General features: G+C 64.1%; 18 protein-coding genes. 8 read left to right on the top strand and 10 right to left on the bottom strand.

Annotated features, from left to right (window positions below):
- Positions 1-105: 105 nt before the first annotated feature.
- Complete coding sequence (locus NKI37_RS08490; RefSeq protein WP_352790881.1) at positions 106-1,386, bottom strand: acetylornithine deacetylase/succinyl-diaminopimelate desuccinylase family protein; 1,281 nt, start codon at positions 1,384-1,386, stop codon at positions 106-108.
- A 222-nt stretch (positions 1,387-1,608) separates the two neighbouring features.
- Here NKI37_RS08490 and NKI37_RS08485 point away from each other — a divergent pair, with 222 nt between their 5' ends.
- Entirely contained in the window at positions 1,609-2,040 is a 432-nt protein-coding gene (locus NKI37_RS08485; protein WP_023681747.1) for a L,D-transpeptidase, read from the top strand.
- Between the two features lie 13 nt (positions 2,041-2,053).
- Here NKI37_RS08485 and NKI37_RS08480 read toward each other — a convergent pair whose 3' ends face one another.
- From NKI37_RS08480 to NKI37_RS08450, 7 genes are all read right to left on the bottom strand, one after another.
- Positions 2,054-3,061 carry a lipid A biosynthesis lauroyl acyltransferase gene (locus tag NKI37_RS08480; RefSeq protein WP_352790880.1) on the bottom strand — a complete coding sequence of 336 codons (1,008 nt, stop codon included), beginning with the start codon at positions 3,059-3,061 and terminating at the stop codon, positions 2,054-2,056.
- Between the two features lie 4 nt (positions 3,062-3,065).
- Positions 3,066-4,094: a zinc-binding dehydrogenase gene (locus NKI37_RS08475; RefSeq protein ID WP_023696479.1), complete on the bottom strand. Its 1,029-nt coding sequence runs from the start codon at positions 4,092-4,094 to the stop codon at positions 3,066-3,068.
- A 36-nt stretch (positions 4,095-4,130) separates the two neighbouring features.
- The gene (locus NKI37_RS08470) at positions 4,131-5,402 is read right to left on the bottom strand and encodes a beta-ketoacyl-ACP synthase (RefSeq protein ID WP_023696480.1); all 1,272 of its coding nucleotides are present in this window, start codon (positions 5,400-5,402) and stop codon (positions 4,131-4,133) included.
- A gap of 42 nt (positions 5,403-5,444) precedes the next feature.
- Complete coding sequence (locus NKI37_RS08465) at positions 5,445-6,638, bottom strand: beta-ketoacyl-ACP synthase (RefSeq protein ID WP_352790878.1); 1,194 nt, start codon at positions 6,636-6,638, stop codon at positions 5,445-5,447.
- 55 nt (positions 6,639-6,693) lie between these two features.
- Positions 6,694-6,975: an acyl carrier protein gene (locus NKI37_RS08460; protein WP_010909964.1), complete on the bottom strand. Its 282-nt coding sequence runs from the start codon at positions 6,973-6,975 to the stop codon at positions 6,694-6,696.
- A gap of 209 nt (positions 6,976-7,184) precedes the next feature.
- Positions 7,185-7,733 carry a histidine phosphatase family protein gene (locus NKI37_RS08455; protein WP_023670442.1) on the bottom strand — a complete coding sequence of 183 codons (549 nt, stop codon included), beginning with the start codon at positions 7,731-7,733 and terminating at the stop codon, positions 7,185-7,187.
- Positions 7,734-7,831: 98 nt separating this feature from the next.
- Entirely contained in the window at positions 7,832-10,846 is a 3,015-nt protein-coding gene (locus NKI37_RS08450; protein ID WP_023696482.1) for a caspase family protein, read from the bottom strand.
- A gap of 145 nt (positions 10,847-10,991) precedes the next feature.
- Between NKI37_RS08450 and NKI37_RS08445 the strand changes: the two genes are divergently transcribed.
- The 3 genes from NKI37_RS08445 (at position 10,992) to NKI37_RS08435 (ending at position 14,871) form a co-directional block, all read left to right on the top strand.
- On the top strand, positions 10,992-11,942 hold the full coding sequence (locus NKI37_RS08445) for an AEC family transporter (RefSeq protein WP_023670444.1): 951 nt from the start codon (positions 10,992-10,994) through the stop codon (positions 11,940-11,942).
- A 252-nt stretch (positions 11,943-12,194) separates the two neighbouring features.
- The gene (locus tag NKI37_RS08440; protein WP_352790876.1) at positions 12,195-13,652 is read left to right on the top strand and encodes an NAD-dependent succinate-semialdehyde dehydrogenase; all 1,458 of its coding nucleotides are present in this window, start codon (positions 12,195-12,197) and stop codon (positions 13,650-13,652) included.
- 193 nt (positions 13,653-13,845) lie between these two features.
- The gene (locus tag NKI37_RS08435) at positions 13,846-14,871 is read left to right on the top strand and encodes an aldose epimerase family protein (protein WP_352790892.1); all 1,026 of its coding nucleotides are present in this window, start codon (positions 13,846-13,848) and stop codon (positions 14,869-14,871) included.
- A 4-nt stretch (positions 14,872-14,875) separates the two neighbouring features.
- Here the strand turns inward: NKI37_RS08435 and NKI37_RS08430 are convergent, their stop codons facing one another.
- On the bottom strand, positions 14,876-15,796 hold the full coding sequence (locus NKI37_RS08430) for a sugar kinase (RefSeq protein WP_023833821.1): 921 nt from the start codon (positions 15,794-15,796) through the stop codon (positions 14,876-14,878).
- Between NKI37_RS08430 and NKI37_RS08425 the strand changes: the two genes are divergently transcribed.
- Both NKI37_RS08425 and NKI37_RS08420 read left to right on the top strand, forming a co-directional pair.
- The gene (locus NKI37_RS08425) at positions 15,759-16,394 is read left to right on the top strand and encodes a FixH family protein (protein WP_352790874.1); all 636 of its coding nucleotides are present in this window, start codon (positions 15,759-15,761) and stop codon (positions 16,392-16,394) included. The genes NKI37_RS08430 and NKI37_RS08425 overlap by 38 nt on opposite strands.
- Before the next feature lie 4 nt (positions 16,395-16,398).
- Positions 16,399-17,598 carry a cytochrome-c peroxidase gene (locus NKI37_RS08420; RefSeq protein ID WP_352790873.1) on the top strand — a complete coding sequence of 400 codons (1,200 nt, stop codon included), beginning with the start codon at positions 16,399-16,401 and terminating at the stop codon, positions 17,596-17,598.
- Position 17,599: 1 nt separating this feature from the next.
- On the opposite strand, the gene NKI37_RS08415 is transcribed toward NKI37_RS08420, so the two are convergent.
- The gene (locus tag NKI37_RS08415) at positions 17,600-18,052 is read right to left on the bottom strand and encodes an Lrp/AsnC family transcriptional regulator (protein ID WP_023696487.1); all 453 of its coding nucleotides are present in this window, start codon (positions 18,050-18,052) and stop codon (positions 17,600-17,602) included.
- A gap of 164 nt (positions 18,053-18,216) precedes the next feature.
- Between NKI37_RS08415 and putA the strand changes: the two genes are divergently transcribed.
- Positions 18,217-21,825, top strand: a complete 3,609-nt coding sequence (putA, locus tag NKI37_RS08410) for a bifunctional proline dehydrogenase/L-glutamate gamma-semialdehyde dehydrogenase PutA (RefSeq protein WP_352794402.1) — start codon at positions 18,217-18,219, stop codon at positions 21,823-21,825.
- A gap of 87 nt (positions 21,826-21,912) precedes the next feature.
- Positions 21,913-22,977: a glycosyltransferase gene (locus NKI37_RS08405; protein ID WP_023818078.1), complete on the top strand. Its 1,065-nt coding sequence runs from the start codon at positions 21,913-21,915 to the stop codon at positions 22,975-22,977.

Below are 22,977 nucleotides of genomic sequence, written 5' to 3'. Positions count from 1 at the left end.
GCTCGAACCCTGGTGCGATAGAAGCGTGATTTCGAGGTGGAGTAAATTGCGTTTCGTGCTCTGCAGCGGCGCGGGGAGGAATGTTTTTTCAGCGAAGTCGATGGTTCAGTCCGCGGCCGTGCCCCTAAGCAGCACATTCAGCCCGATCGCCATCACCTTGGCCGACTCCACCATATCAGAGATACCGACCCATTCGTCGGGCCGGTGGGCGAGGTCCAAAATGCCCGGGCCATAGGCGATGCAATCATAGATGTGGCCGATGCGGGCGATGTGCTTCTGGTCGTAAGTGCCTGGTGAAATGACATAATCCGGCTCACGGTCGAAGATCGCCATGATGCCTTGCGCCACCGCCTTGACCACCGGCGCGTCGCGCTCGGTCATCAGCGGCAGCACCTCCATCAGGTCGCGAATCTCGTAGTCAAACTTTTTGCGCTCGCGCTTCAGCCGGTCGAGGATATCGGTCACCTCGCTCTTGACCGTGGCAAGGTCCTCCTCGAGCAGGAAGCGGCGGTCGATGGTCAGCCGGCAGGCGTCGGGCACGTTGGGTGAGGGCAGGCCGGGGCGGAAATCCTCGGTCTGGCCGCCATGGATCGAGTTGATGTTCATGGTCGAGCGCTTTGCGCCTTCGGGCACGACAGGCATGCGCGTCACCTTGCGGTCGAGCGCCGGAAACAGTTTGTCCTCGAAGGCCTGCAGCACGGCGCCCATGTGGCGCACCGCATTGTCGCCGAGGAACGGCATCGAGCCATGCGCGATCTCGCCCTTGGTCTCGATCTCCGCCCACCAGACGCCGCGATGGCCAAGACAGATGCGGTCCTTGTTCAGCGGCTCCGGGATGATGACGTGGTCGACCTTGGGTTTCGAGAAATAGCCAAGCTTCGCCAGATGGGCGACGCCGCCGAAGCCGCCGGACTCCTCATCGACCGTGCCCGAAATTTCGATGGCGCCGGGAAAGTCGGGGAATACCTCCATGAAGGCTTCCGCCGCGATGATCGAGGCGGCCATGCCCCCTTTCATGTCGCAGGCGCCGCGGCCGTAGACCTTGCCGTCCTTCACCACCCCGGCAAAGGGATCGACGCTCCAGCCTTCGCCGGCTTCGACCACATCGATGTGCGAGTTGAAATGGACACAGGCTCCAGGCGAGCGGCCGTCGAAGCGGGCGACGACATTGACGCGGGGATAGCGGTCGGTATCGCCGGGCGTGCCTTCGGCGCGGATGAATTCGGTTTCGAAGCCAAGCCTGCCTAGGCGCGCACCGATATATTCGGCGCAGGGGCGATAGGCTTCGCCAGGCGGGTTGATGGTCGGGAAGCGGATCAGGTCGGCGGTCAGTGCGACCAGGTCATCAACACGGGCGTCTATCGCTTTGAAGAGTCGTTTGTTCATTCCCGGATTTGAGCAGGCAAGGGGGTGGTTTTGCAAGCATCGCGCCACTGGCGCCGAAACTTCGTGTCGCAGCGGCAACTATGGCGGAAAATCGTTCAAATTCGCTGCTTTAGATTGGCGAATTTATCAAGGAGTGTGTGTTAGATCACTCACCTGTCGTTAAAAAGATGAAAAACCGCGTGATGACAGGGCAGGCAAGGGGCATCAAAGGGGTTTGATCTCATGACTAAAATCGTTCTCATGGCAGCTGCTTTTGCGGCGATGCTGTTCGGCACGTCCATCGAAAGCAGGGCTGCCTCGCTGGTGGCCAGCATCGACGTCTCGTCGCAGACCATGACCGTCAGCCAATACGGCCAGGTGCTTTATCGCTGGAGCGTGTCGACCGCCCGCAGTGGCTATTTCACGCCGCGCGGCACCTATCGGCCGCAACGCACGGCGCGGATGTGGTATTCGAAGAAATACCACATGTCGCCAATGCCTTACTCGGTGTTCTTCCATGGCGGCTACGCCATCCACGGCACCGGCGCGGTCAGGCAGCTAGGGCGTCCGGCATCGCATGGCTGCGTGCGGCTGCACACCGCCAATGCCGCGATGTTCTATGCGATGGTGCGCGAAGTCGGCTTCGGCAATACGCGGATCGTTGTGACGAACTGAGGCTTTCGACGACTTAAGATTGACGCTGCCCCTGGCCGGTGGCGTTGGCCTGTCCGCGCCGGCGGCGACGCCGGCCTGAGATTTCCCACCTTTTGTGGAACCACATCCACTGTCCCGGATCTTCGCGCACCCAGCGCTCGACCACGTCGGCGAGCAGTTGGGTGGTGGCCGCGACATCGACGCTGCCGCTTTCATTGCGCGGCAAGGTCAGCTTGTCCTCGATCTCGAGGCGGAAGCGGTTGCCTGGCAGCCGCACACATCGCGCCGGATAGACGTCGCAATCATAGTGACGGGCGAGCATGCCCAGAACCGGATTGCTCTGGCATGGGCGATTAAAGAAGATCGTCTCCAGTCCGCTGGAGAATTTCTGGTCGACCAAAACGCCGATATTGCCGCCTTTCTCCAGAATCGACGCCAACGCGAAGGAGGCGCCGGTCGAAGACGGCAGCAAGGCGCCCATGCTCGAACGCCGCGTCGAATGGATATAATCGGCGAGGTAAGGATTGTTCGGCGGACGAAACAGCGCCGTGATCTTCATGCCGAACGTCGCGGCAGCCACCGGCAGCAATTCAAAATTGCCGAGATGGCCGGTGAACAGGATATGCGGTTTGTCCTCGCCAGCTATCTGATGGAAATGGTCGGCGCCACCGACTTCGACGCGGCCGGGCGTCGCTGCGTTCGGATCATAGTCGAAGAGCGCGTCAAGAAAGATGTATTCGGCGGCGAGCCGGGCCATGTTGCCCCACATGTCGGAGGCGATGGCCTCGATCTCGACATCGCTCTTTTCGGGATAGGCAAGGCGCAGATTGTCGATGGCGACGCGGTGGCGCCCGACACGGGGGCCGATGCGGCGGGCCGCGCGGTCGGCGAAATTGAGCGCCTTGTCGGCGGGCAAGAGGCGCAGCAGCGAGATGATCGTCATCGCCGCGCGCGCCACCAGCCAGTGCTCCATCTGGCGCAGTCTTCGGCCATAGCGGAACATGAAGTCCCGGCGGGCTTTCTTGAACACCGAGCCGGCCATTGTCCTAGGAAACGCGCAGGATGATCTTGCCGAACACGTCGCGGCCTTCCATGCGCTTCAACGCGGCGTCGATGCCGTCGAAGCCGACCTCGGTGTCGATGACAGGTGCGACCTGTCCCGCCGCCATCTTCTGCATGGCGTTGGCCATGTTCTCCATGCGGCAGCCGAAGGACCCAAGCAGCTTCAGCTGCTGCTGGAACAGCTGCATCAGATTGATCTGCGTCGACACGCCGGAGGTCGAGCCGCAGGTGACCAGGCGGCCGCCACGCTTGAGGCACAGCATCGAGGCGGCAAAGGTGTCGGCGCCGACATGTTCGAAGACGACGTCGACGCCCTTCTTCCTGGTGAGCTTGCGCACGACGCCTTCGAAACGGTCGTCGCGGTAGTTGATGATATGGTCGGCGCCGAGCGCCTTGGCCTTGTCGATCTTGTCGTTGGAGCCGACCGTGGTGATGATGGAGCAACCCATGCGCTTGGCCAGCTGGATCGCCGCCGAGCCGATGCCGGAGCCCCCGGCATGGATGAGGATGGTTTCGCCGGGCTGCAGCTTGGCATTGTCGAACAGCATGTGCTCGACGGTGCCGAAGGTGACGGGGGCGACGGCAGCGCCGACATCGGTCACGCCTGGAGGGGCCGGGACCAGCAGGCGCGCCGGCAGGTTGATCTTCTCCTGCGCAAAGCCGTCGAGATGGAAGCCGTGGACGCCCGAGACATGTTCGCAGAGATTGTCACGGCCTTCGCGGCAGGCGCGGCAAAGGCCGCAGGTGCGCGCGCCGTAGATCGACACCAATTGTCCGGGCAGCAGGCTGGAGACGCCGGGGCCGACAGCTTCGACCTCGCCGGAGGCTTCGGCGCCGACGACCAGCGGCAGCTTACGCTTGGCGAAGGCCATGCCACGCCAGCCCCAGACGTCGATATGGTTCAGCGCCACCGCCTTGATGCGCAGCGTGACTTCGCCCAATGTGGGGGGCGGCGGGGGCGGCAGGTCCACCGTTTCAAGACGGCGGTCCTCGATAAGTTGCAGTGCGCGCATGGAGCCTGTCAGTTCAGTCTGGCTGAAAAAGGTCGCTTAGACCGGTTCCCGCGCCATGACAAGGCAAGTGTTCTGGCCGCCGAAGCCGAACGAGTTCGACAGCACCGTGCCGACTTCGGCATTGCGCTTCTTGTTGGGCACCACGTCGAGCACGATTGCCGGGTCGGGATTGTCGTAGTTGATGGTCGGCGGAATGACGCTTTCGCGCATGGTCATCAGCGAAAACGCCGCTTCGACGGCGCCGGCCGCCGACAGCGTGTGGCCGATCATCGACTTGTTGGACGAGACCGGCATCGAGCCGATGCGATCGCCGAACACGGTCGACAGCGACAGATGCTCCATCTTGTCGTTTTCCGGCGTCGAGGTGCCGTGAGCGTTGACGTAGTCGATCTCGTCCTTGCTCAGGCCGGCATCCGCAAGGGCGGCGCGGACTGCTGCGATCGCCGGCGAACCGTCGGGCTTGGAACGGGTGCGATGGAAATCATCGGCCTTTTCACCGCAGCCGCGCAGGATGCCGAGAACGCTGGCGCCCCGGGCAAGGGCTGCCTCAAGCGATTCCAGCACCAGAGCGCCGGAGCCTTCCGCCAGCACAAAGCCGTCGCGGTCCTTGGAGAAGGGTTTTGACGCCTTTTCAGGGATGTCATTGTGGGTCGACAGCGCCGAGAGCAGCGAAAAGCGGATCAGCGCCTCGGCGGTTGCCGAACCGTCGGCGCCGATCGACAGCGCCCGGTCGCATTCGCCGCGGCGGATCGCTTCGACGCCGAGCTGGATGGCGGTGGCGCCCGAAGCGCAGGCCGTCGACAGCGTGATCGGCAGGCCGCGCGTGCCAAAGCGGTCGGCCAGCCGGTCGGCGATCGCGCCGAACTGCGTGCTTGCGAACGTATCTGTTTCCTTCAGCCCGCGCGCCACCCTGAGCAGCCTTTCGGCGCCGGCGCCTTTGCCGTCGGAATTGTAGAGCGCGAAGCGATCCTGCCAGTCGAGTTCGACCGGCGGCGAGGCGAGGAACAGAGGCCCGCCAAAATCAGAGGAATCGAGGCCGGATTCGGCCACCGCCTCATTCGCGGCGGTTTCGGCCAGTTCGTAGGTCAGCAGGCTGGCGCCTTTCGAGCTTGAGTCGAGGAAATCGACCATGCCGGAGATGCGGGTGTTGAGGTGGTCGACGGGAAAGCGGGTGATCGGGTGGATGCCCGATTTGCCGGAGGTCAGTGCCGCCCAGTTATCGGCCTTGCCGATGCCGAGCGACGTTACCACGCCGATGCCGGTGACGGCGACGATCGGCCTGCCCATGTGATCTCTGAGATTGGCCATCCGGAACCTCTTAACTTTGCAGCATGATCGCGCAGCGCTGCTTCAAGCAGCAGCGTTGACCAGAGCCATGCCCTCGAATTGGTGATAGCCGATCGCCGTTGCGAGCACGGTTTCGGGAATGCCTTCGAACGGCTTCTCGGCCGCGGCGTCGAAAACGGGGTAGGCGGCCTTGCGGTCGACGGCCAGGGCGGCGAGGGCGACCGCGAATGGAAACTGCGCTTCCTTCATATGCCCGGTCAGCGTCGCGAAGCCGCGCGCCGATATCGCCGGATTGGCATCCAGCGCTGCCTTTTCGGCTGACGTTGCGGTATGCGCCCCGGATGCGCCCGACAGGGCCAGCAACTTGCCGTTCGGGAGAGCCGCCTGTTTGAGCAATGCCGCGATCTCGGCGTCAAGCTCGCCGCGCGAGCGCCGGGCGCGGCCTGAGATGACCGGTCCGAGCTCGGCATAGATTTTCCGCCCACGGCTTTGCGCGTGTTCGCGCTGCTCCAGCACCAGGAAGGCGCCACCGGAGCCGGAGACCAGGCCGCCGCCCTCGGCGCCCTGTCTCTGCCAGACCGGCTTCCATGGGCCGCGATGCAGATAACCGGCCAGCTCATAGCCGAGCAGCATGTCGGAATGTTCGGTCTGGAAGGCGCCGCCGACCAGTATGTGCGTCGACTGTCCGGAGCGGATGCGCGCGGCGGCGGTCTCGACGGCGGCGACGCCGGCACCTTCCTCGCCCATGAAGGTCCTCGACGACCCCGTCACCTTGTGGACGATGGAGATGTTGCCGGCGAGCAAATTGGAGAGCTGGGCCAGGAAAAGCGTCGGCCGCAATTCGGTGGTCAGTTTCTCGTTGAGCAGCACGTCGCGGTCGTTGCGGCTCTCGGACGCGGCGAGGATGGCGGCATCGACCGCCTCGTCCCGCTCGCCGCCGCCGGCGGCCACCACCATGTCCATCGTCGTGCAGAGATCGTCATTGCCCTTGATGCCGGCGTCGTCCAGCGCCATGCCGGCGGCATAGGTGCCCAGCCTCTGCCAGGTTTCCATCTGCCGCTGGTCGCCGCGCTTGGCGATCTGCAGGTTCCAGTCGATCTCCGGCAGGGGATGCACGGTGTAGGGCGCAAAGCGCGCGGCTTCGAGCACCGGCTGCAAGCCGGGCTGCGCCAGCTTCTGCCAGTGGGTATCCGGACCCTCTCCCAGCGAGGAGACAAGGCCGATACCGGTGATGACGACGTCGCGACGGCTGCTCATGAGCGGCTTTGTGGGTCAGGCGGCGCAGCCCGTCAAGGCCGCGCGCCAGCCGATATCAGGCGGTCTTGGCGGCGACCAGCGCGTCGATCTTGGCGCACAGGTTCTTCATGACGAAGTAATCGTCGGTCGAAGCCTTGCCGTCATTGACTTCCTGGGTCCACTTTTCCAGCGGCACCTTGATGCCGAATTCCTTGTCGATGGCAAAGACGATATCAAGGAAATCGAGACTGTCGATGCCGAGATCGTCGATCGTGTGGCTCTCGGGAGTGATGGTGTCGATATCGATCTCGCTGGTGTCGGCAATGATCTTGGCGACTTTGTCGAACGTGGTGGACAAGGGCTCTTCCTTCGGTTGCGGGCGGAATCTGTCCGCATCTGGTTTGGGCGCTGTCTAATCGGTTTTTCCCGGCAGGAAAAGGCCTGATGCGCCGGGCGCAGATGGGATGGCCCTTCCGTGAAGACAAGAAGGGCAGCCCGACAAGCCGGCGGCCCTCCCAGTTGACGTTACGTCAGCTCAGTTTTCGCGGAGCTTGACCACTGGCTTTCTCAGAACGTGACGCGGCCGAGCACGCGCAAGCCATCGCCCTGCGGCTCGACCACCACCGCTTCGCCCTCGCGCGGCGAGACGCCGGTCAGCGCGACGATGTTTTCGAGATGCGTGACCATGACCAGATTGTCGGAACCGGTGTAGGCGCGGATTTCCTTCATCACCGCGTCGAGCTGCGCGGCCTTCTCGGTCGGATCGCTCCTCAGGAGGTCTAGCGGCGCAAAGAGCTCCGGCTCCGCTTCGAAGGCGATGCGGGCAGTGTCGAGGCAGCGGCAATAGCGGCTGGACAGCACCCGCTCGATGGGGGCGGCGCGGGCGCCGAACAAGGCGCCGATCTTGCTCGCCTGCTGCTTGCCGCGCGCCGATAGGTTGACCTGGGTGGCGCAGTTGTCGATGACGAAATTGGCGGGGTCGGTGGTGCCGGTGACCAGTGCATGGCGAAGCAGCACGACATGGCCGCCGTCACGCAGCAGCGCCCAGCCGGCGTCGGTCGCGTGGGCGACGGCGGGAACAGCAAGCAGGAACAGCGACAGCACAAACCGAATCATCGAAACCTTTCCGGGAGCCGGATGCCGCTCCGGTCATTCTGATATAGGGATCGGAAAGCCGGCACAAAGACAAGCGAAAGGCGAACCCTCGGTTCGCTTCACATTTTCGCCATTTGCTTCTTCGCCAGCTCGATCTTCTGATCGGTGAGCGGGATAGGGATCGTGTAGCCGGCTTCGGTGAAGCCCTGCTTGGCGTTCTCGAAGAATTCGATCGCCTTGAGATATTCCGGCTTGCCCGCGCCATAGCTGGCGCGGTTCCAGTGGACGTCGCCGATATTGTTCTGCTCGAAGGCCCACTGCAGCGGCTGACTTTCGCGCGTAAACACCTTCAGCGCCGCCGTGAACGCCGCTTCGGCGTCGTTGAGATATTTGTCGGTCCGCTGGAGATTGCCGAGATTGAGCAGGCTCATACCGATGCCATTTTGAGCGTTGGCCCAGTCGACCGGCGCGGCCTCGATGGTGAGTATTTCGAGCGCTGCCCGCCGCGCCGCAATCGAATCCTGCAGCGTCTTGGCATCGCCATTGCTCATGCTCAACCAGTGCAGCGTCGAGCCCAGGCCGGCCTGGGCCATTGCCCATTGCCGCGGGTTGGTCTCGCGCTTGTACTCGCGCAACGCATTGCCGTAGGCGTCGACCGCCTCGCTGTAATGCTCGGGCTTGTCGGTGACGCCGCCGAGAAGCTGCAGCGTGTTGCCGAGATTGTAGTAGCTCATCGCCCAGTCCTGCGGGAACTTCCGCCTGACATAGACCTGCCGTGCCGCCTGGAAGGCTGCCGCCGACTGTTCCAGCTTGGCCGCATCACGCGTGCGCTGGCCCAGCGTCTGATAGATCGAGCCGAGATTGTTCTGGGCTGACGCCCAGTCCATCGGGAAGCGCTTGCGGGTAAACACCGTCAGAGCGTCGTCATAGGCAGCAGCAGCTTCTTCGAGCGTAGCCGTGCCCATATCGAAGCGGGCGATACCGCTCAGCGCATTGCCCAGGTTGAGGCGGCTGGTCGCCCAGGACACCGGGAAAGTTTCGCGGGTTCGCACTTCCAGCGCGGCGCGAAACGCGTCGGCCGCCTCGTTGATCTTCGCCTTGTCGTTGAGCTGGATGCCAAGCGTTACAAGCGTGTTGCCGAGATTGTTCTCGACCATCGCCCATTCCACGGGTGCTTTCTCGCGTGTGTATTCCTCAAGCGCCAGCCGGTAGGCTGCTTCGGCCTGGGTGAGATGCTCGCCGGCAGGCTCACGCTCGGAGAGTGCATAGAGCGCGAGGCCTAGATTGTTCTGCGAACCGGCCCAGTCCAACGGCAGCTTGTCGCGCGGACGCTTCTCAAGGGTGGCGCGCGTCGCCGCCACCGCTTCATTGAGACGCTTCGGGTCGCTCTCGCGTTCGCCGATCTTCAGAAGCACGTTGGCCAGGTTGTTCTGCGCCGCGGCCCAGTTGCGGTCGTCCTTCTCGCGCTCGAACACCACCAGCGAATCGCGGAAAATCACCGCTGCTTCTTCGAGATGCGCAGTCTCGGTTTCGCGCTCTCCAATGGTCTGCAGCACCACCGCCATGTTGTTGCGGGTGATTGCCCAGTCGCGATTCTGTTCGCCGTTGGGGATGAAGTTCAAGATGGTGCGATAGGCCTCGATGGAGTGCTGCAGCGCATCGAGGTCGCCGGTGGCGTAGCCATGAGCGTTCAACGCCTCGGCCTCCTGGTTCTTGTAGTTCCAGCGCAGCTTTTCGTCCCACTTCTCGACCAACGAATACGCCTTGGCATAGTCGTTGGCGGCGGATTTGTAGTCGAAGACCAGCGCGGCGGCGTCGGCGCGTTTGGCATAGATGGCGGCGTCGGCGATGCGCTTTTGCCGGAGCAGGTCCTCGGCCTCGTCGACCGCACCGCTGTTTTCCTCGATCCGGCCGACCGCGTCGTCGAGGAATTTGCGCGCCGTCACCATGGCGCCCTGGCCTATGGCCTTGTCGGCGGATGCGACCAGGCGACTGATCTCGGGATCGTCGGTGCGTAATGCGGCGCGCTCGGCCATCATCTTCTTCAGACGCTCGGCCTGGCTGTCCAGCACCTTCTGCAGGTCGTTGGGATCCTCAGGGATCTTTTCCGTGCCGAGCGCCTTGAGCACGCCGTAGAGCGCGTCAAGGGGCACGCCGTCCTGCAGAGAAGCCAACTCCACCTGAGCCCGTTTGGGATCGGGCAGGTCGGAAATGGTCAGCAGCAATTGCCGCCGCTCACCGGTGATCAGCCCGTCGTCGCCGGTCGGTTCCGGCGGCGCGACGCCGAAATAGAGCAGGCGACGCAGACTCTCGCTGACCCAGGGGCGCTGCTTTGCCTTGGTGTCGAGATAGACCTCCTCGGTGACCATGCGCATGACCGAGCCGAATTCCGTGCCTTTCATCGCGGTGAGGTGGCGCAGCAGGGCGGCGGCGTAGGGGCTGTTTTCGCCGGCGGCGCCATCAAGTGCGGGTCGGCCCGGCTCAGCGGCGAAGCCGACCACGGTTCCCAGGCTGGCATTATCCAATGAGGCATCGGCGAGGGCTTTTGCGCCGCGCACCGGTTCCAGCCCGCCGGCGCCGACAGGCTCGGCGGAAGCCGTCGGCCCGCGTCGCACGACCGCGTCCGGCGGAAACGGGTTGGTGCGGCAGGCGTCAAGCAGCACGATCGTCACCGGCACGGTCTTTTTCAGCTCGTCCATGACGGCTGAAATCGGCACCAGCGCCTCACCAGCATTTTTCAACGACGAGACGTCGGCATCGACCGGCACCAGATAATTCTCGCCGCCCGCCTCGATGCCGTGGCCGGAATAATAGATGAAGGCGACGTCGGCGCCTTCGGCGTCCTCGACAAACCGATCGAGATCGCGCTTCAGCTTGGCGGCATCGCGATCGGTGACGTTGCGGGCGTCGAAGCCGAGGTCGGTCAGCATCTTGGCCATGTCGCGGGCGTCGTTGGCCGGGTTGGCAAGGGCTGCGATGTGTTCGTATTTCGACTGGCCGATGATCAGCGCCACGCCCTTGAGACTTTTGGTCTCGGCGGCCTGGGCCTCAGATACGCCAAGGCAAAGCAGTATAGCGACGAAACCCGCCAGCCACCCCTGTCTGAAATGACGCTGTTTCGGCGTCGCAACCATTCGCTGTGTGTCCGCCCTGATGATCCCAAGCCTGTATAGCGCTGCCACCCGACCATGATCAAATTCAGGCGCCGGGCGGATCGAGGATCAGTTTCTGAAGATCATGGCGATTGCGCTGGAATCCGGGCTCGCCTATCCCTGAAAAATGTCTCCGCTTACCGAAACCGTTCTTTTCGTCTTCAGCCTCGTTGCGCTCGGCTATGTCACCGGGCTCACCGGCTATCTGAAGCCGGCCAGCGGGGACGGCATCTCCGAATTCGCCATCAACGTGGCGATGCCGCTGCTGCTGTTTCGGACGATGGTGAATTCCGATTTCCACGGCGTGGCGCCCTGGTCGCTGTGGGGTGCTTATTTCGCGGCGGTTGCAATGACATGGGCCGCCGGCCATCTGGTGACGACACGGATCTTCGGGCGGGACGCGCGCACCGGCATCGTCGGTGGAGTGTCGTCATCCTTCTCGAATGTGGTGTTGCTGGGCATTCCCTTCGTTCTCGGCGTATTCGGGTCCAGCGGATTCGAAGTGCTGTCGCTGCTCGTTTCCGTGCACCTGCCGACCATGATGATGGCTTCGATCATCATGTTCGAGATATTTGGCCGCGGCGGCAGCGAGCCCGTACACCCGCTGCGCATCATCCAGAGCTTTCTGAGAAGACTGTTCACGAACCCGCTGATCATCGGCATCCTGGCCGGGCTGGCATGGCGCCTCACCGGCGCGCCGCTGCCGAACCTTGCGACGCGGCTGGTCGATGCGCTGGCTAACACCGCCGGGCCGGTGGCGCTGTTCGCCATGGGGCTCAGCCTGCGCCGTTTCGGCATTTCCGGTAACATCCGACCGGCGCTGGCGCTGTCGACGCTGAAACTGTTCCTGATGCCGGCGCTGGTGCTCGGCCTGGTCTGGCTGTTTGGCCTGCCGCCCTTGACGGCCAAGGTGGCGGTCGTGGTGGCGGCGCTGCCGTCCGGCATCAATTCCTATCTCATCGCCGTGCAGTTCAACACCGGCCAGGCGCTGGCGTCGAACCAGATGACCATCGCCACGGCAAGCGCGGTTGTTACAACCGCCTTTTGGCTGACGGTGGTGGTTCATGTCTTTGGGTAGGCTGGTCTTTGGGTAGGCTTGGTCTTTTGCAAGGCTGGTCTTTGGCAAGGCTGGGACCCAAACTAATTTACATGTGAATTTTACCTGGCGTTTGGCTGGCCCAAAGCCTATATGCCATCTTGCAATTGCTTGCCGGGCTTGCCCTAGGTAAAGAGCAGTGGCTTTCAGCGTGTCGGGCATCCAGGCCATTGCGCGCGCTCATCGAAGACATCCACAGACCGGCCCGTCAGTGCGCCGAACGGAGGGTAGACCATGCTGCAGAAAACCAGCCATTTCATGCGCCAGGCCAATCTCATCAATGGCGAATGGGTGCAGGCCGACAGCGGCCAAACGGTCGACGTCAACAACCCGGCCACCGGTCTCAAGATCGGCACCGTGCCGAAGTCGGGCAAGGCGGAAACCCGCCGCGCCATCGAAGCCGCAAGCGAAGCCTTCAAGACCTGGCGCAAGACGACCGCGCTGGAGCGCTCGAAGCTGTTGCGCAAGCTGCATGACGCGATGATGGATAATCAGGATGTGCTGGCCGAACTGCTCACCATCGAGCAGGGCAAGTCGCTCGCCGAATCCAAGGGCGAGATCGGTTCGGCTGCCGCCTACATCATGTGGTTTGCCGAGGAAGGCCGCCGCACCTATGGCGATGTCGTGCCATCGCCATGGGGCGATCGCCGCATCCTGGTGACCAAGGAGCCGGTCGGCGTCATTGCCGCCATCACGCCGTGGAATTTCCCCTCCTCGATGCTTGCCCGCAAGCTTGGCCCCGCGCTTGCCGCCGGCTGCACCGCCGTGGTCAAGCCGGCCTCGCAGACGCCGTATTCCGGCCTTGCATGGGGCGCGCTCGCCGAGGAAGTCGGCTTCCCAAAGGGCGTCATCAACATCCTGACGGGTGCTGCCGGCGAAATCGGCGACGAGATCTGCGCCAATCCGCTGGTGTCGAAGATCACCTTCACCGGCTCGACCGAGATCGGCAAGCTGCTGATTCAGAAGTCGTCCGTCACCGTCAAGAAGGTCTCGATGGAACTCGGCGGCAATGCGCCGTTCCTGGTCTTCGACGATGCCGACCTCGATCGCGCCGTCGCCGGCGCCATCACCGCCAAATACCGCAATTCAGGCCAGACCTGCGTGTGCACCAACCGCTTCCTGGTGCAGGCCGGCATCTACGACAAGTTTGTCGAGAAGCTGGCCGCTGCCAGCAATGCGCTGAAGGTTGGCTCGGGCCTGGAAGAGGGCGTGCAGCAGGGACCGCTGATCGACGTGAAGGCGGTCGAGAAGGTAGAGGAATTCATCGCCGACGCCGCGTCGAAGGGTGGCAAGGTCGTTGCCGGCGGCAAGCGCCACGCGCTTGGCGGCTCATTCTTCCAGCCGACTGTCATCGCCGATGCGAAGCCTGACATGCGCTTCATGAAGGAAGAGATTTTTGGCCCGATCGCCCCGGTGTTCAAGTTCGAGACCGAAGAGGAAGCCATTGCGCTTGCCAACGACACCGAGTTCGGCCTGGCCGCCTATTTCTACACCGGCGATCTCGGCCGCGCCTTCCGGGTCATGGAAGGCCTGAAATACGGCATGGTCGGCGTCAATGAAGGCCTGATCACCACGCCGGAAGCGCCGTTCGGCGGCGTCAAGGAATCGGGCCTCGGCAAGGAAGGCGGACATCAGGGCATCGAGGATTATCTCGACACCAAATATGTCTGCATCGGCGGTCTCGGCCTCTAAATCATTGACGGGCAGGGCAGGCCGCGCGCCTGCCCTTGCCAGACGACATTCAGCCGGACTGGAGCGGTTCAGCGTTTCACGGAAACGCCGAACCGCTCCAGTTCTTTGTTTTTTGCAATTCCGGACGGAAAACCGTTTCACACTTTTCCTGGAATTGCTCTAAGTCGGCAGATCGATGAATTAGCATTTGGACATAGCGATGAAGGACGGCGAGGTCTTCGGCACGACGCAGGCAGGCGAACCCGTTCGCCGTTTCACCATCCGGGGCGGTGGCATCAGTGCCAACATCATCGGGCTCGGCGCAATCATCCAGGATCTGCGGCTCGCCGGTCACGACGCGCCGCTGGTGCTGGGCTACGATCGCTTCGAGCCTTACGAGACCGACCGGGCCTTCTTCGGCGCTGTCGTCGGCCGTTATGCCAACCGCATCCGCGACGGCCGCTTCACCATTGCCGGCCAGCGTTACCAGACCGAGCGCAATTTCCTCGGCAAGCACACGCTGCATGGCGGTTCGGAGGGCTTCTTCCATCGGCCGTGGACGGTTTCGCTGCACGGCCGGGATTTTGTCACGCTGACCCTGCACGATCCCGAGGGCACGATGGGCTTTCCCGGCGCGCTCGACGTCACCTGCACCTACCGGCTGAAGATTCCCGGCACGCTCTCGATGGAACTGACCGCCACTTGCGAGGAGCCGACGCTGTGCAATCTGGCGCAGCATTCCTATTTCAATCTCGACGATGGCGGCACCGGCGACATTCTCGACCACCGGCTGATGCTGAACGCCGGCGCCTATACGCCTGTCGATGGCGAGATGATCCCGACCGGCGTCGTCAAACCTGTCGACGGCACGCCCTTCGACTTCCGCCAGGCGCGGCCGCTGCGCATGGAAACGGAAGGCGAGCAGCTTCCCTACGACGTCAATTTCTGCCTGGCGTCAGCCCGGGGCCCGCTTCACCAGGTAGCGTGGGCGCAAGGCGCCAATTCCGGCGTCGAGATGGAAGTCTGGACCACCGAGCCGGGCCTGCAGCTTTACACCGGCCAGTATGTCGCGCCGACCTCGGGCGGCCTGGACGGACGGCGCTACAAGGCGTTTTCCGGCTTTTGCCTGGAAGCGCAGACCTGGCCCGACGCGCCGAACCGGCCCTATTTCCCACAGGCCACGCTGTGGCCGGGCCAGATCTATCATCAGGTGACGGAATATCGTTTCAGGCTTCCCTAAGGTCTTAGCCCTCGAAAGCGGTTCTTAGAACCTCGAACGGCGCCAGCGCGCCTCGCACCTGCACGACAGCGGCGGCGACGCGATGCGCGCGCTGCACGGCATCCGCCGGGGCATGGCCGGCAAGCCGGGCGGCGAGATAGCCGCCATTGAAGGAATCGCCGGCGCCGGTGGTGTCGACCGGGGTGGCGACATGCTGGGCCGGAACCGGCTGCAGGGCTCCGCCAGTGGCGATCAGCGCGGGCTTCTCGCCATTCTTGACGACGACTTCGCCGACGAGTTTTCCGAACCGTTCGGCGGTCGCTTGCGGTGCCGAGTCGCCAAACAGCATCTGCTCGTCGGGAAAGGTCGGCAGCGCGATGTCGGCGACGGCAAGCGCGTCGAGGATCGCGGCTTGCGCCTCCTCGCGGCTCTGCCACAGGCGCGGCCGGTAGTTGGGGTCGAAGGCGACGAGCGAACCGGCAGCCCGCGCCTTGGACACTTCCGCCAGCAACGTCTTGCGCGCGGCGGCATCCAGAATTGCCAAAGTGATTCCGGAAAAATACACAAGAGCCTGGTTTTCAAGGCTTTTTTCCAAGGCGGCCGGGTACGAGGCGAGCCGCCTGGCCGCCGCGTCGCTGCGCCAGTAGGTGAAGGCGCGTTCGGCGCCGGTCAAGGTGATGGCGTAGAGGCCGGGCCGCGCGCCTGGGATGACCGGGCTGGCGCCGATGCCGATGCCGTTTTCGGCGAAGAACGAAATCTGGCCCTGCGAGAAGGGATCGTCGCCGAAGGCCGAGACATAGGTCGCCGGCCGCTCGCCGCTCAGCGCATGCAGCGCCCACAGCGTGTTGAACGTGTCGCCGGCAAAGCCCATGCGCCAGTTCGGCCCGGCCTGGCCGGACAGTTCGAGCATGCATTCACCGATCGAAGCGACGCCGTCTGCTGCCATGTATCTGTCTCCGGATCAGTTCGCTGCTGTAGCTTTTTGCGGCCGGCAGCGCCATGCTTGGCGGCGGCGGTTTTTTGCGCCAGAAGCGTTTTCCCACAGAAGCGGCGGGACGCGAATTGCTTCCCGAGACGTTATGTCCAGAAGAGGAACCGGTTTGGCATCGATATGGCGTTATCTTCTTGCGGGCGTTGGTCTGGCCGCCTTGCTGGCTGGCATATTGGCGATCGTCTATCTGACCGCGCCGCAGTCGGCGCCCAGCCCCGATGTTTCGCGCTCGAAGAAGACGGCGAACGGCTTGTTTGTCGCCAGCATTCAGCCGGAACGCGGCGTTATCCGGCAAGGCGAACTGCAATCCTGGTTGCTGACCCTGAAGACGGTCAACGGCGATTCCGTGGAAGGTGCGGCGATCTCGGTGTCCGGCGGCATGCCGCAGCACAATCACGGCTTGCCGACCAGTCCGCAGGCGACCGATTATCTTGGCGAGGGGCGTTACCGCATCGAGGGGCTGAAATTCACCATGAGCGGCGTGTGGCAGTTACGCTTCGCCATTTCGGCGGCGGCCGGTTCCGACACGGTCGTCTTCAACGTGGTGCTGTGAGCGGATGAACGGCCTGTTGCGCCTTCTGGCATTGGCGGCGGTCGTGCTCGTTGCCGGCTGCGGCAAACCGGATTTTTCCGATGCCGAGAAGAAGACCATCGCTTCGCTGGCGCTGAACACCTTGCCGGCGCTCAAACCCGACACCACCAACCGCTTCGCCGACGTGCCGGCCGCCGCCGCCCTGGGCTCCACTCTGTTCTTCGACCAGGGCATGAGCCGTGACGGTAACGTATCCTGCTCGACCTGCCACAAGATCGACCGGCAGTTCCAGGATGACCTGCCGCAATCCGTCGGTGTCGGCCGCACCAACAGGCGCTCGATGCCGCTGGCCGGCATCGCCCGCAATCCGTGGTTCTTCTGGGATGGGCGGCGCGACAGCCTGTGGGCGCAGGCGCTGATGCCCCTGGAAAATCCGCTTGAGCAGGCGGGGAACCGCGCGGCCTTCGCGCATTACATCCAGAAGCGGTTCGGCGAGCGCTATGAGCGCATCTTCGGGCCACTGCCGGATCTTTCCGCCGTGCCGGCCAACGCCAGCCCGCTCGGCAATGAGGCCGAGCAGGCGGCGTGGAAGGCAATGACCGCGGCGCAAATGGACGACGTCAACCGCGTCTTTTCCAATATCGGCAAGGCGATCGCCGCCTTCGAACGGTCGATCGAACCGGCACAGACGCGCTTTGACCGCTTTGCCATCGATCTTGCGTCAGGCGCCAAGCCGAAAGCCGACAATGCCTTTTCGCAGGAGGAGATGCTCGGGCTGAAACTGTTCATCGGCAAGGCCAATTGCGTCACCTGCCATAACGGCCCGCGCTTCACCGACAACGCTTTCCACAACACCGGCGTGCGGCCGGTCAGGGATTTGCCATTGGATCGCGGCCGTTTCGATGCGGTGGCCCAGGTTCAGGCCGACCCATTCAACTGCTTCGGCGCCTTCCGCGATGGCGACGCCGGCGCCTGCGGAGAACTGCGCTTCATCGTCAAGGCAGCACCCGAACTGATGCGTGCCTACAAGACGCCGTCGCTGCGGGGCGCGGCGACACGGCCGCCCTATATGCATGCCGGACAGTTCTCCACGCTGGAGGAGGTGGTGGCGCACTACGCGAAGGCGGAGGCGGCCGTTGAAGGCACCTCCGAAGTGCACCCGTTGCAACTGTCGGACCGCGAACGCGCGGCGCTGGTGGCATTTTTGAAGACGCTGTCGGAGTGAGCTAGCGATCCTTCACCGTCTCCATGGCCACGAAGGTCGAGGTCTGCGCAACATGCGGCAGTGCCGAGATGCGCTCGCCGAGCACGCGGCGATAGGCGGCGATGTCGGTGGTACGGACTTTCAGGAGATAATCGAAGCTCGACGCCATCATGTGGCACTGCTCGATCTCCGGCACGGTCTGCACCGCACGGTTGAAAGCATCGAGCGCGGCCGAGCGCGTGTCCGACAGTTTTACCTGGACGAAGGCGACATGGCCTTCGCCCATGCGCTCGCGATCGATGATCGCCTGATAGCCCCTGATATAGCCGTCCTTCTCCAGGCGCTTCACCCGCGCCTGCACCGGCGTCTTCGACAGGCCGACCTTGCCGGCCAGTTCCGACATGGACAGCCGCCCGTCGCGCGCCAGCGCCGACAGGATGTTTCTGTCGATGCGGTCCAATTGGTCTTCTGTCACGGATATCACAGCCCATCTGATAACAATTGAGCCGCAATGATAGATCATTCGGCCTGCCATGTCGATTTCTTTGGACCGGCCGAAAATGCGGCTCTGTGCTAGCTTGCGCCATTCGGTCCGGCGACCGCCGGCCCGCTCCCAGATGTTTGCTCCGCAGGACCGCCATGCCGCTCGACACCATCCGCCAGCAGATCCGCGCCAACTACCTGCCCGACGAAGACGCGGCTGTGAAGCGCCTGGCTGCCGCGACAGAACTTTCGGCCGATGACCGCAAGGCCGTCTCGGCCCGTGCCGCGGATCTGGTGCGCGCGGTGCGCGGCTCGTCCGACCCGCGGCTGATGGAGGTTTTTCTCTCCGCCTACGGCCTCTCCACCAAGGAAGGAGTGGCGCTCATGTGCCTGGCCGAGGCACTGCTGCGCGTGCCTGACACCGAGACTATGGACGACCTGATCGCCGACAAGATCGCACCGCATGACTGGTCGGCGCATTCGGGCGGTTCGAGCTCGATCTTCGTCAACGCCTCGACCTGGGCGCTGATGCTGACCGGCCGTGTGCTCGACGAAGGCGAGGGCGGCATTGAAGGCACGCTGCGCTCGATGGTTCGCCGGCTGGGCGAACCGGTGATCCGCAAGGCGGTCGCCGCCGCCATGCGCGAAATGGGCGAGCAGTTCGTGCTCGGCCGCACCATTGCGGAAGCCGTCAAGCGCGGCAAGTCGATGATCCAGAAAGGTTATCTCTATTCCTTCGACATGCTGGGCGAGGCGGCCCGCACCGAGGCCGACGCGCTGCGCTACCTCAAGGCCTATGCCGATGCGATCTCCTCGCTCGATTCAGGCTCCAACGGTCCCGATATCCGCCAGAACCACGGCATCTCGGTCAAACTGTCGGCGCTGCATCCGCGCTACGAAGAGGCACAGAAGGAAAAGATGCTGCCGGTGATGGCCGAGCGGCTGCTGTCGCTGGCGCTGGCCGCACGCCATTCGCGCATGGGCCTCAACATCGACGCCGAGGAGGCCGACCGGCTCGACCTGTCGCTCGATGTGATCGAGCGTGTGTTGTCCGAGCCGGAGCTTGCCGGCTGGAATGGCTTTGGCGTCGTCGTCCAGGCCTACGGCCCGCGCGCGGCCTTCACCATCGACTGGCTCTATGCGCTGGCGGAAAAGTACGACCGCAACATCATGGTGCGGCTGGTCAAGGGCGCCTATTGGGACACCGAGATCAAGCGGGCACAGACGCTCGGGCTTTCCGGCTACCCCGTCTTCACCCGCAAGGCCAACACCGATGTTTCCTACATGGCCTGCGCCAAAAAGTTGCTGTCGATGACCGACCGCATCTATCCGCAATTCGCCACGCACAATGCCCATACCGTCGCCGCCGTCCTGTCGATGGCTGACAACCGTGACGCTTTCGAATTCCAGCGCCTGCACGGCATGGGCGAAGCGCTGCATGAGACGGTGCGCCGGGCCGAAGGCACGCGCTGCCGCATCTATGCGCCGGTCGGCGCGCACTCCGACCTCTTGGCCTATCTGGTTCGCCGCCTGCTGGAGAATGGCGCCAACTCCTCCTTCGTCCATCAGCTCACCGACGAGGACGTCGAGCCGGAGGATATTGCGCGCGATCCGCTCGAGACGGTCGAGAGCCAGGGCCCCGCCGCCAATCCGGCAATCGCTCGTCCTGCGACGATCTTCGGCGCTGGTCGGCGCAACTCGAAGGGGTTCGACATCACCGATCCGGTGACGCTGGCGGCGATCGACAAGGCCAAGGCGGCCTTTGCCGGGCCCGAGCGCTGGCATGCCAAGCCGATCACGCGCGCCGCCGGCTACGGCAAGCAGCGCCCGGTGGTCAATCCGGCAAAGCCTGCCGAGATCGTCGGCACGGTCGCCGAAGCCGCTGCCAAGCAGGTCGCGACCGCGGTGCGCTTTGCTGTGGAAGCGCAGCCGGCCTGGGCGAAGCGTCCCGTTGCCGAGCGCGCCGCCATCCTCAACCGCGCCGCCGACCTCTATGAGGCCAATGCGGTCGAGTTTTTCGCGCTGGCTACAAGGGAAGCCGGCAAGTCGCTGGCCGACGGCGTGGCTGAAGTGCGCGAAGCCGTCGACTTCCTGCGTTACTACGCTGCCGAAGCGGCCAACAACGAAGCGGGCACCGAGGCGCGCGGCGCGATCGTGTGCATTTCGCCGTGGAATTTCCCGCTCGCCATCTTCACCGGCCAGATCGCGGCAGCGCTCGTCACCGGCAATTCGGTCATCGCCAAGCCAGCCGAACAGACGCCGCTGATCGCCTTCCGCGCAGTCGAGCTGCTGCGCGAGGCCGGCGTGCCGGAAGATGTGATCCAGCTTCTGCCGGGCGACGGCCCGTCGGTCGGCGGACCGCTGACCGCGGATCCGCGCATTGCCGGCGTCTGCTTCACCGGCTCGACCGAGGTTGCAAAGCTGATCGAGAAGCAACTGGCCGAGACAGCTGCGCCCGACGCCATGCTGATCGCCGAGACCGGCGGTCTCAATGCCATGATTGTCGATTCCACAGCACTGCCCGAACAGGCGGTGCGCGACATCCTGGCGTCCGCCTTCCAGAGTGCGGGCCAGCGCTGCTCGGCGCTGCGCGTGCTCTACGTGCAAAAGGATGTCGAGAAGAAGATGCTGGAGATGCTGAAGGGCGCCATGGAAGCGCTCACCATCGGCGATCCCTGGCAGATTTCGACCGATGTCGGGCCGGTCATCGATGACGAGGCGCAGGAATCGATCCGCGAGTATTGCACCAAGATGGGGCTGCAGGGCCGGTTGATTGCCAAGCTCGAAGCACCGAAGGACGGCCGCTTCGTTGCGCCGCATGTGTTCCGGGTCAAGGGCATCGAGGAGATGGAGCGCGAAGTGTTCGGTCCGGTGCTGCATGTCGCCAGCTTCGACGCCGACGGGATCGACGCCGTCATCGCCGCCATCAACCGCAAGGGCTATGGCCTGACCTTCGGCCTGCACACCCGCATAGAAGGCCGCGTCCAGCATTTCGTCGACGGCATCCATGCCGGCAACATCTATGTCAACCGCAACCAGATCGGCGCCGTCGTCGGCTCGCAGCCCTTTGGCGGCGAGGGGCTTTCGGGCACCGGGCCGAAGGCCGGCGGGCCGCATTATCTCCGGCGGTTCCGCAAGGGGCCGGAGGCGGGCACGGAGATTGCCGAGGGCCACAAGGTGACGGCGACCGAACTGGCCGACAATCTGCCCGATCCGACGCTTGGCGGCTGGTCGACGCGGCCGGACCGCATCGCCATCTTGAGAAAGCATCTGCGCGGCAAGGGCGCTGCAGCGATCGGCGCTGCAGCCGCCATCGATTTCGGCCAGGTCGACCTGCCCGGACCGACCGGCGAGGCCAACACGCTGTCGCTGTCGTCGCGTGGCCGGGTGCTGTGCCTCGGTCCGGACGCCGACACGCTGCTTGCCCAGACGATCCAGGCGCTGGCCGCCGGCAATGCGGTGCTGGCCGTGGCGCCGAGCGCGCCGGCGGCACTGTCGGCGCTGACCGGCAAGGGGTTGCCGCTGGCGGCCATAGACGGTCGGCCAGACCCAGTCGAAGCGCGTTCGCTGCGCGTCCATGTCGTCGCCTTCTCGGGCAGGCCCGAGGCGGCGCGGATCGTGCGCAAGGTCATTGCCGACCGCAGCGGGCCGATCGTGCCGCTGGTCAGCGAGGTGCTCAACCCGGCGGCCTATGCGCATGAACGCGCTGTCTGCGTCGACACCACGGCTGCCGGCGGCAATGCCAGCCTGCTCGCGGCGGCCTAGGGGGCTTTTCGCGGCTCGCTTGCCTGCGTCGGGTTGCAAGGGTATGCGCAAGGGACAGAGAGCAACTCGAGCGGGGCAGCCGAACAGATGGAAGACACGTCCCGACCGTTTGAGCTGCCGCGCGTGGCGGTGGTCATCACCTGCTTCAACTATCGGCCGTACGTCGAACAGGCGATCCGCTCGGTGCTTGCGCAGACCTACCGGAATTGGGAATGCGTCATCGTCGACGATGCCTCGACGGACGGCTCGGCCGACCATGTCCGACAGCTTCTAAGGGATATAGAAGACCCGCGCCTGCGCCTGTTGGCGCGCAAGGAGAATGGCGGCCAGACCGCGGGATTCCGCGACGGCTTTGCCGCAACCGACGCGCCCTTCGTCGCGTTTCTCGACGCCGATGACGTGTGGCTGCCGGATTTTCTCCTCGCGCATCTGTCCGCCCACCTCAACACGACGCATTCGGCCGCACTGTCGAGTTCCGATGTGTTCCTTGTCGATGGCGACGGCACCTTGCTGGGCGGTACCTTCCTTGCCTTGCGCAAACCGCGGTCCGGAGCGGATCGCAGTGGCGTCGCCATCGCGCCCGGTGGCCGGCTTGCCGGCATGGCGCCCGGGATCGCCTACGCATCGGAGCATCCGGTAACCTATTTCGCACCTGCGGTGACGGGCTGGCTGTGGTCGCAATGCTCGGCGATCATGTACCGGCGTGGCGCGCTGGAACCTGTATTGTCCTTCCCGTTCAAGGCCAAGGTCGGGACGGATTATCTGACGGCGACACTCGCGCACCAGGCCGGCGGCAGCCTCATCCTGTCAGAAGGTCTCGGCCTCTATCGCCTGCATGGCTCCAACCTGTCCACCGGAACTGCCTTTGCCGGCGGCAATGTGCGGCAAACGCCTGCATACAGGAGCTACAGGAGCGTGTTGGCGGCGGATGCCGCAGACTATTTGCTGGCGAATTCTGCCTGGCTCAGCGATCTCAACGGGCGCAATTTCATACCTGCATTCCTGACGCAGCATGTGCGCCAGTTCCCGGAGCTGGCCGGTGACCCGCGGTTGGCGCGCTACCTGACACGCGGACAGCCCTGGCGGCGGCTGCGCCTGCACATTGCCCAGCGGCTTCGGCGACTGGGCGGCCGGAATTCAACCGGAACATGA

Origin of the sequence: Mesorhizobium sp. M0626 (genome assembly GCF_040320665.1) — a bacterium.
Lineage (GTDB): Bacteria > Pseudomonadota > Alphaproteobacteria > Rhizobiales > Rhizobiaceae > Mesorhizobium.
The sequence above is the reverse complement of the archived record's forward strand: the minus strand, read 5'-3'. Positions and strand labels throughout refer to the sequence as shown.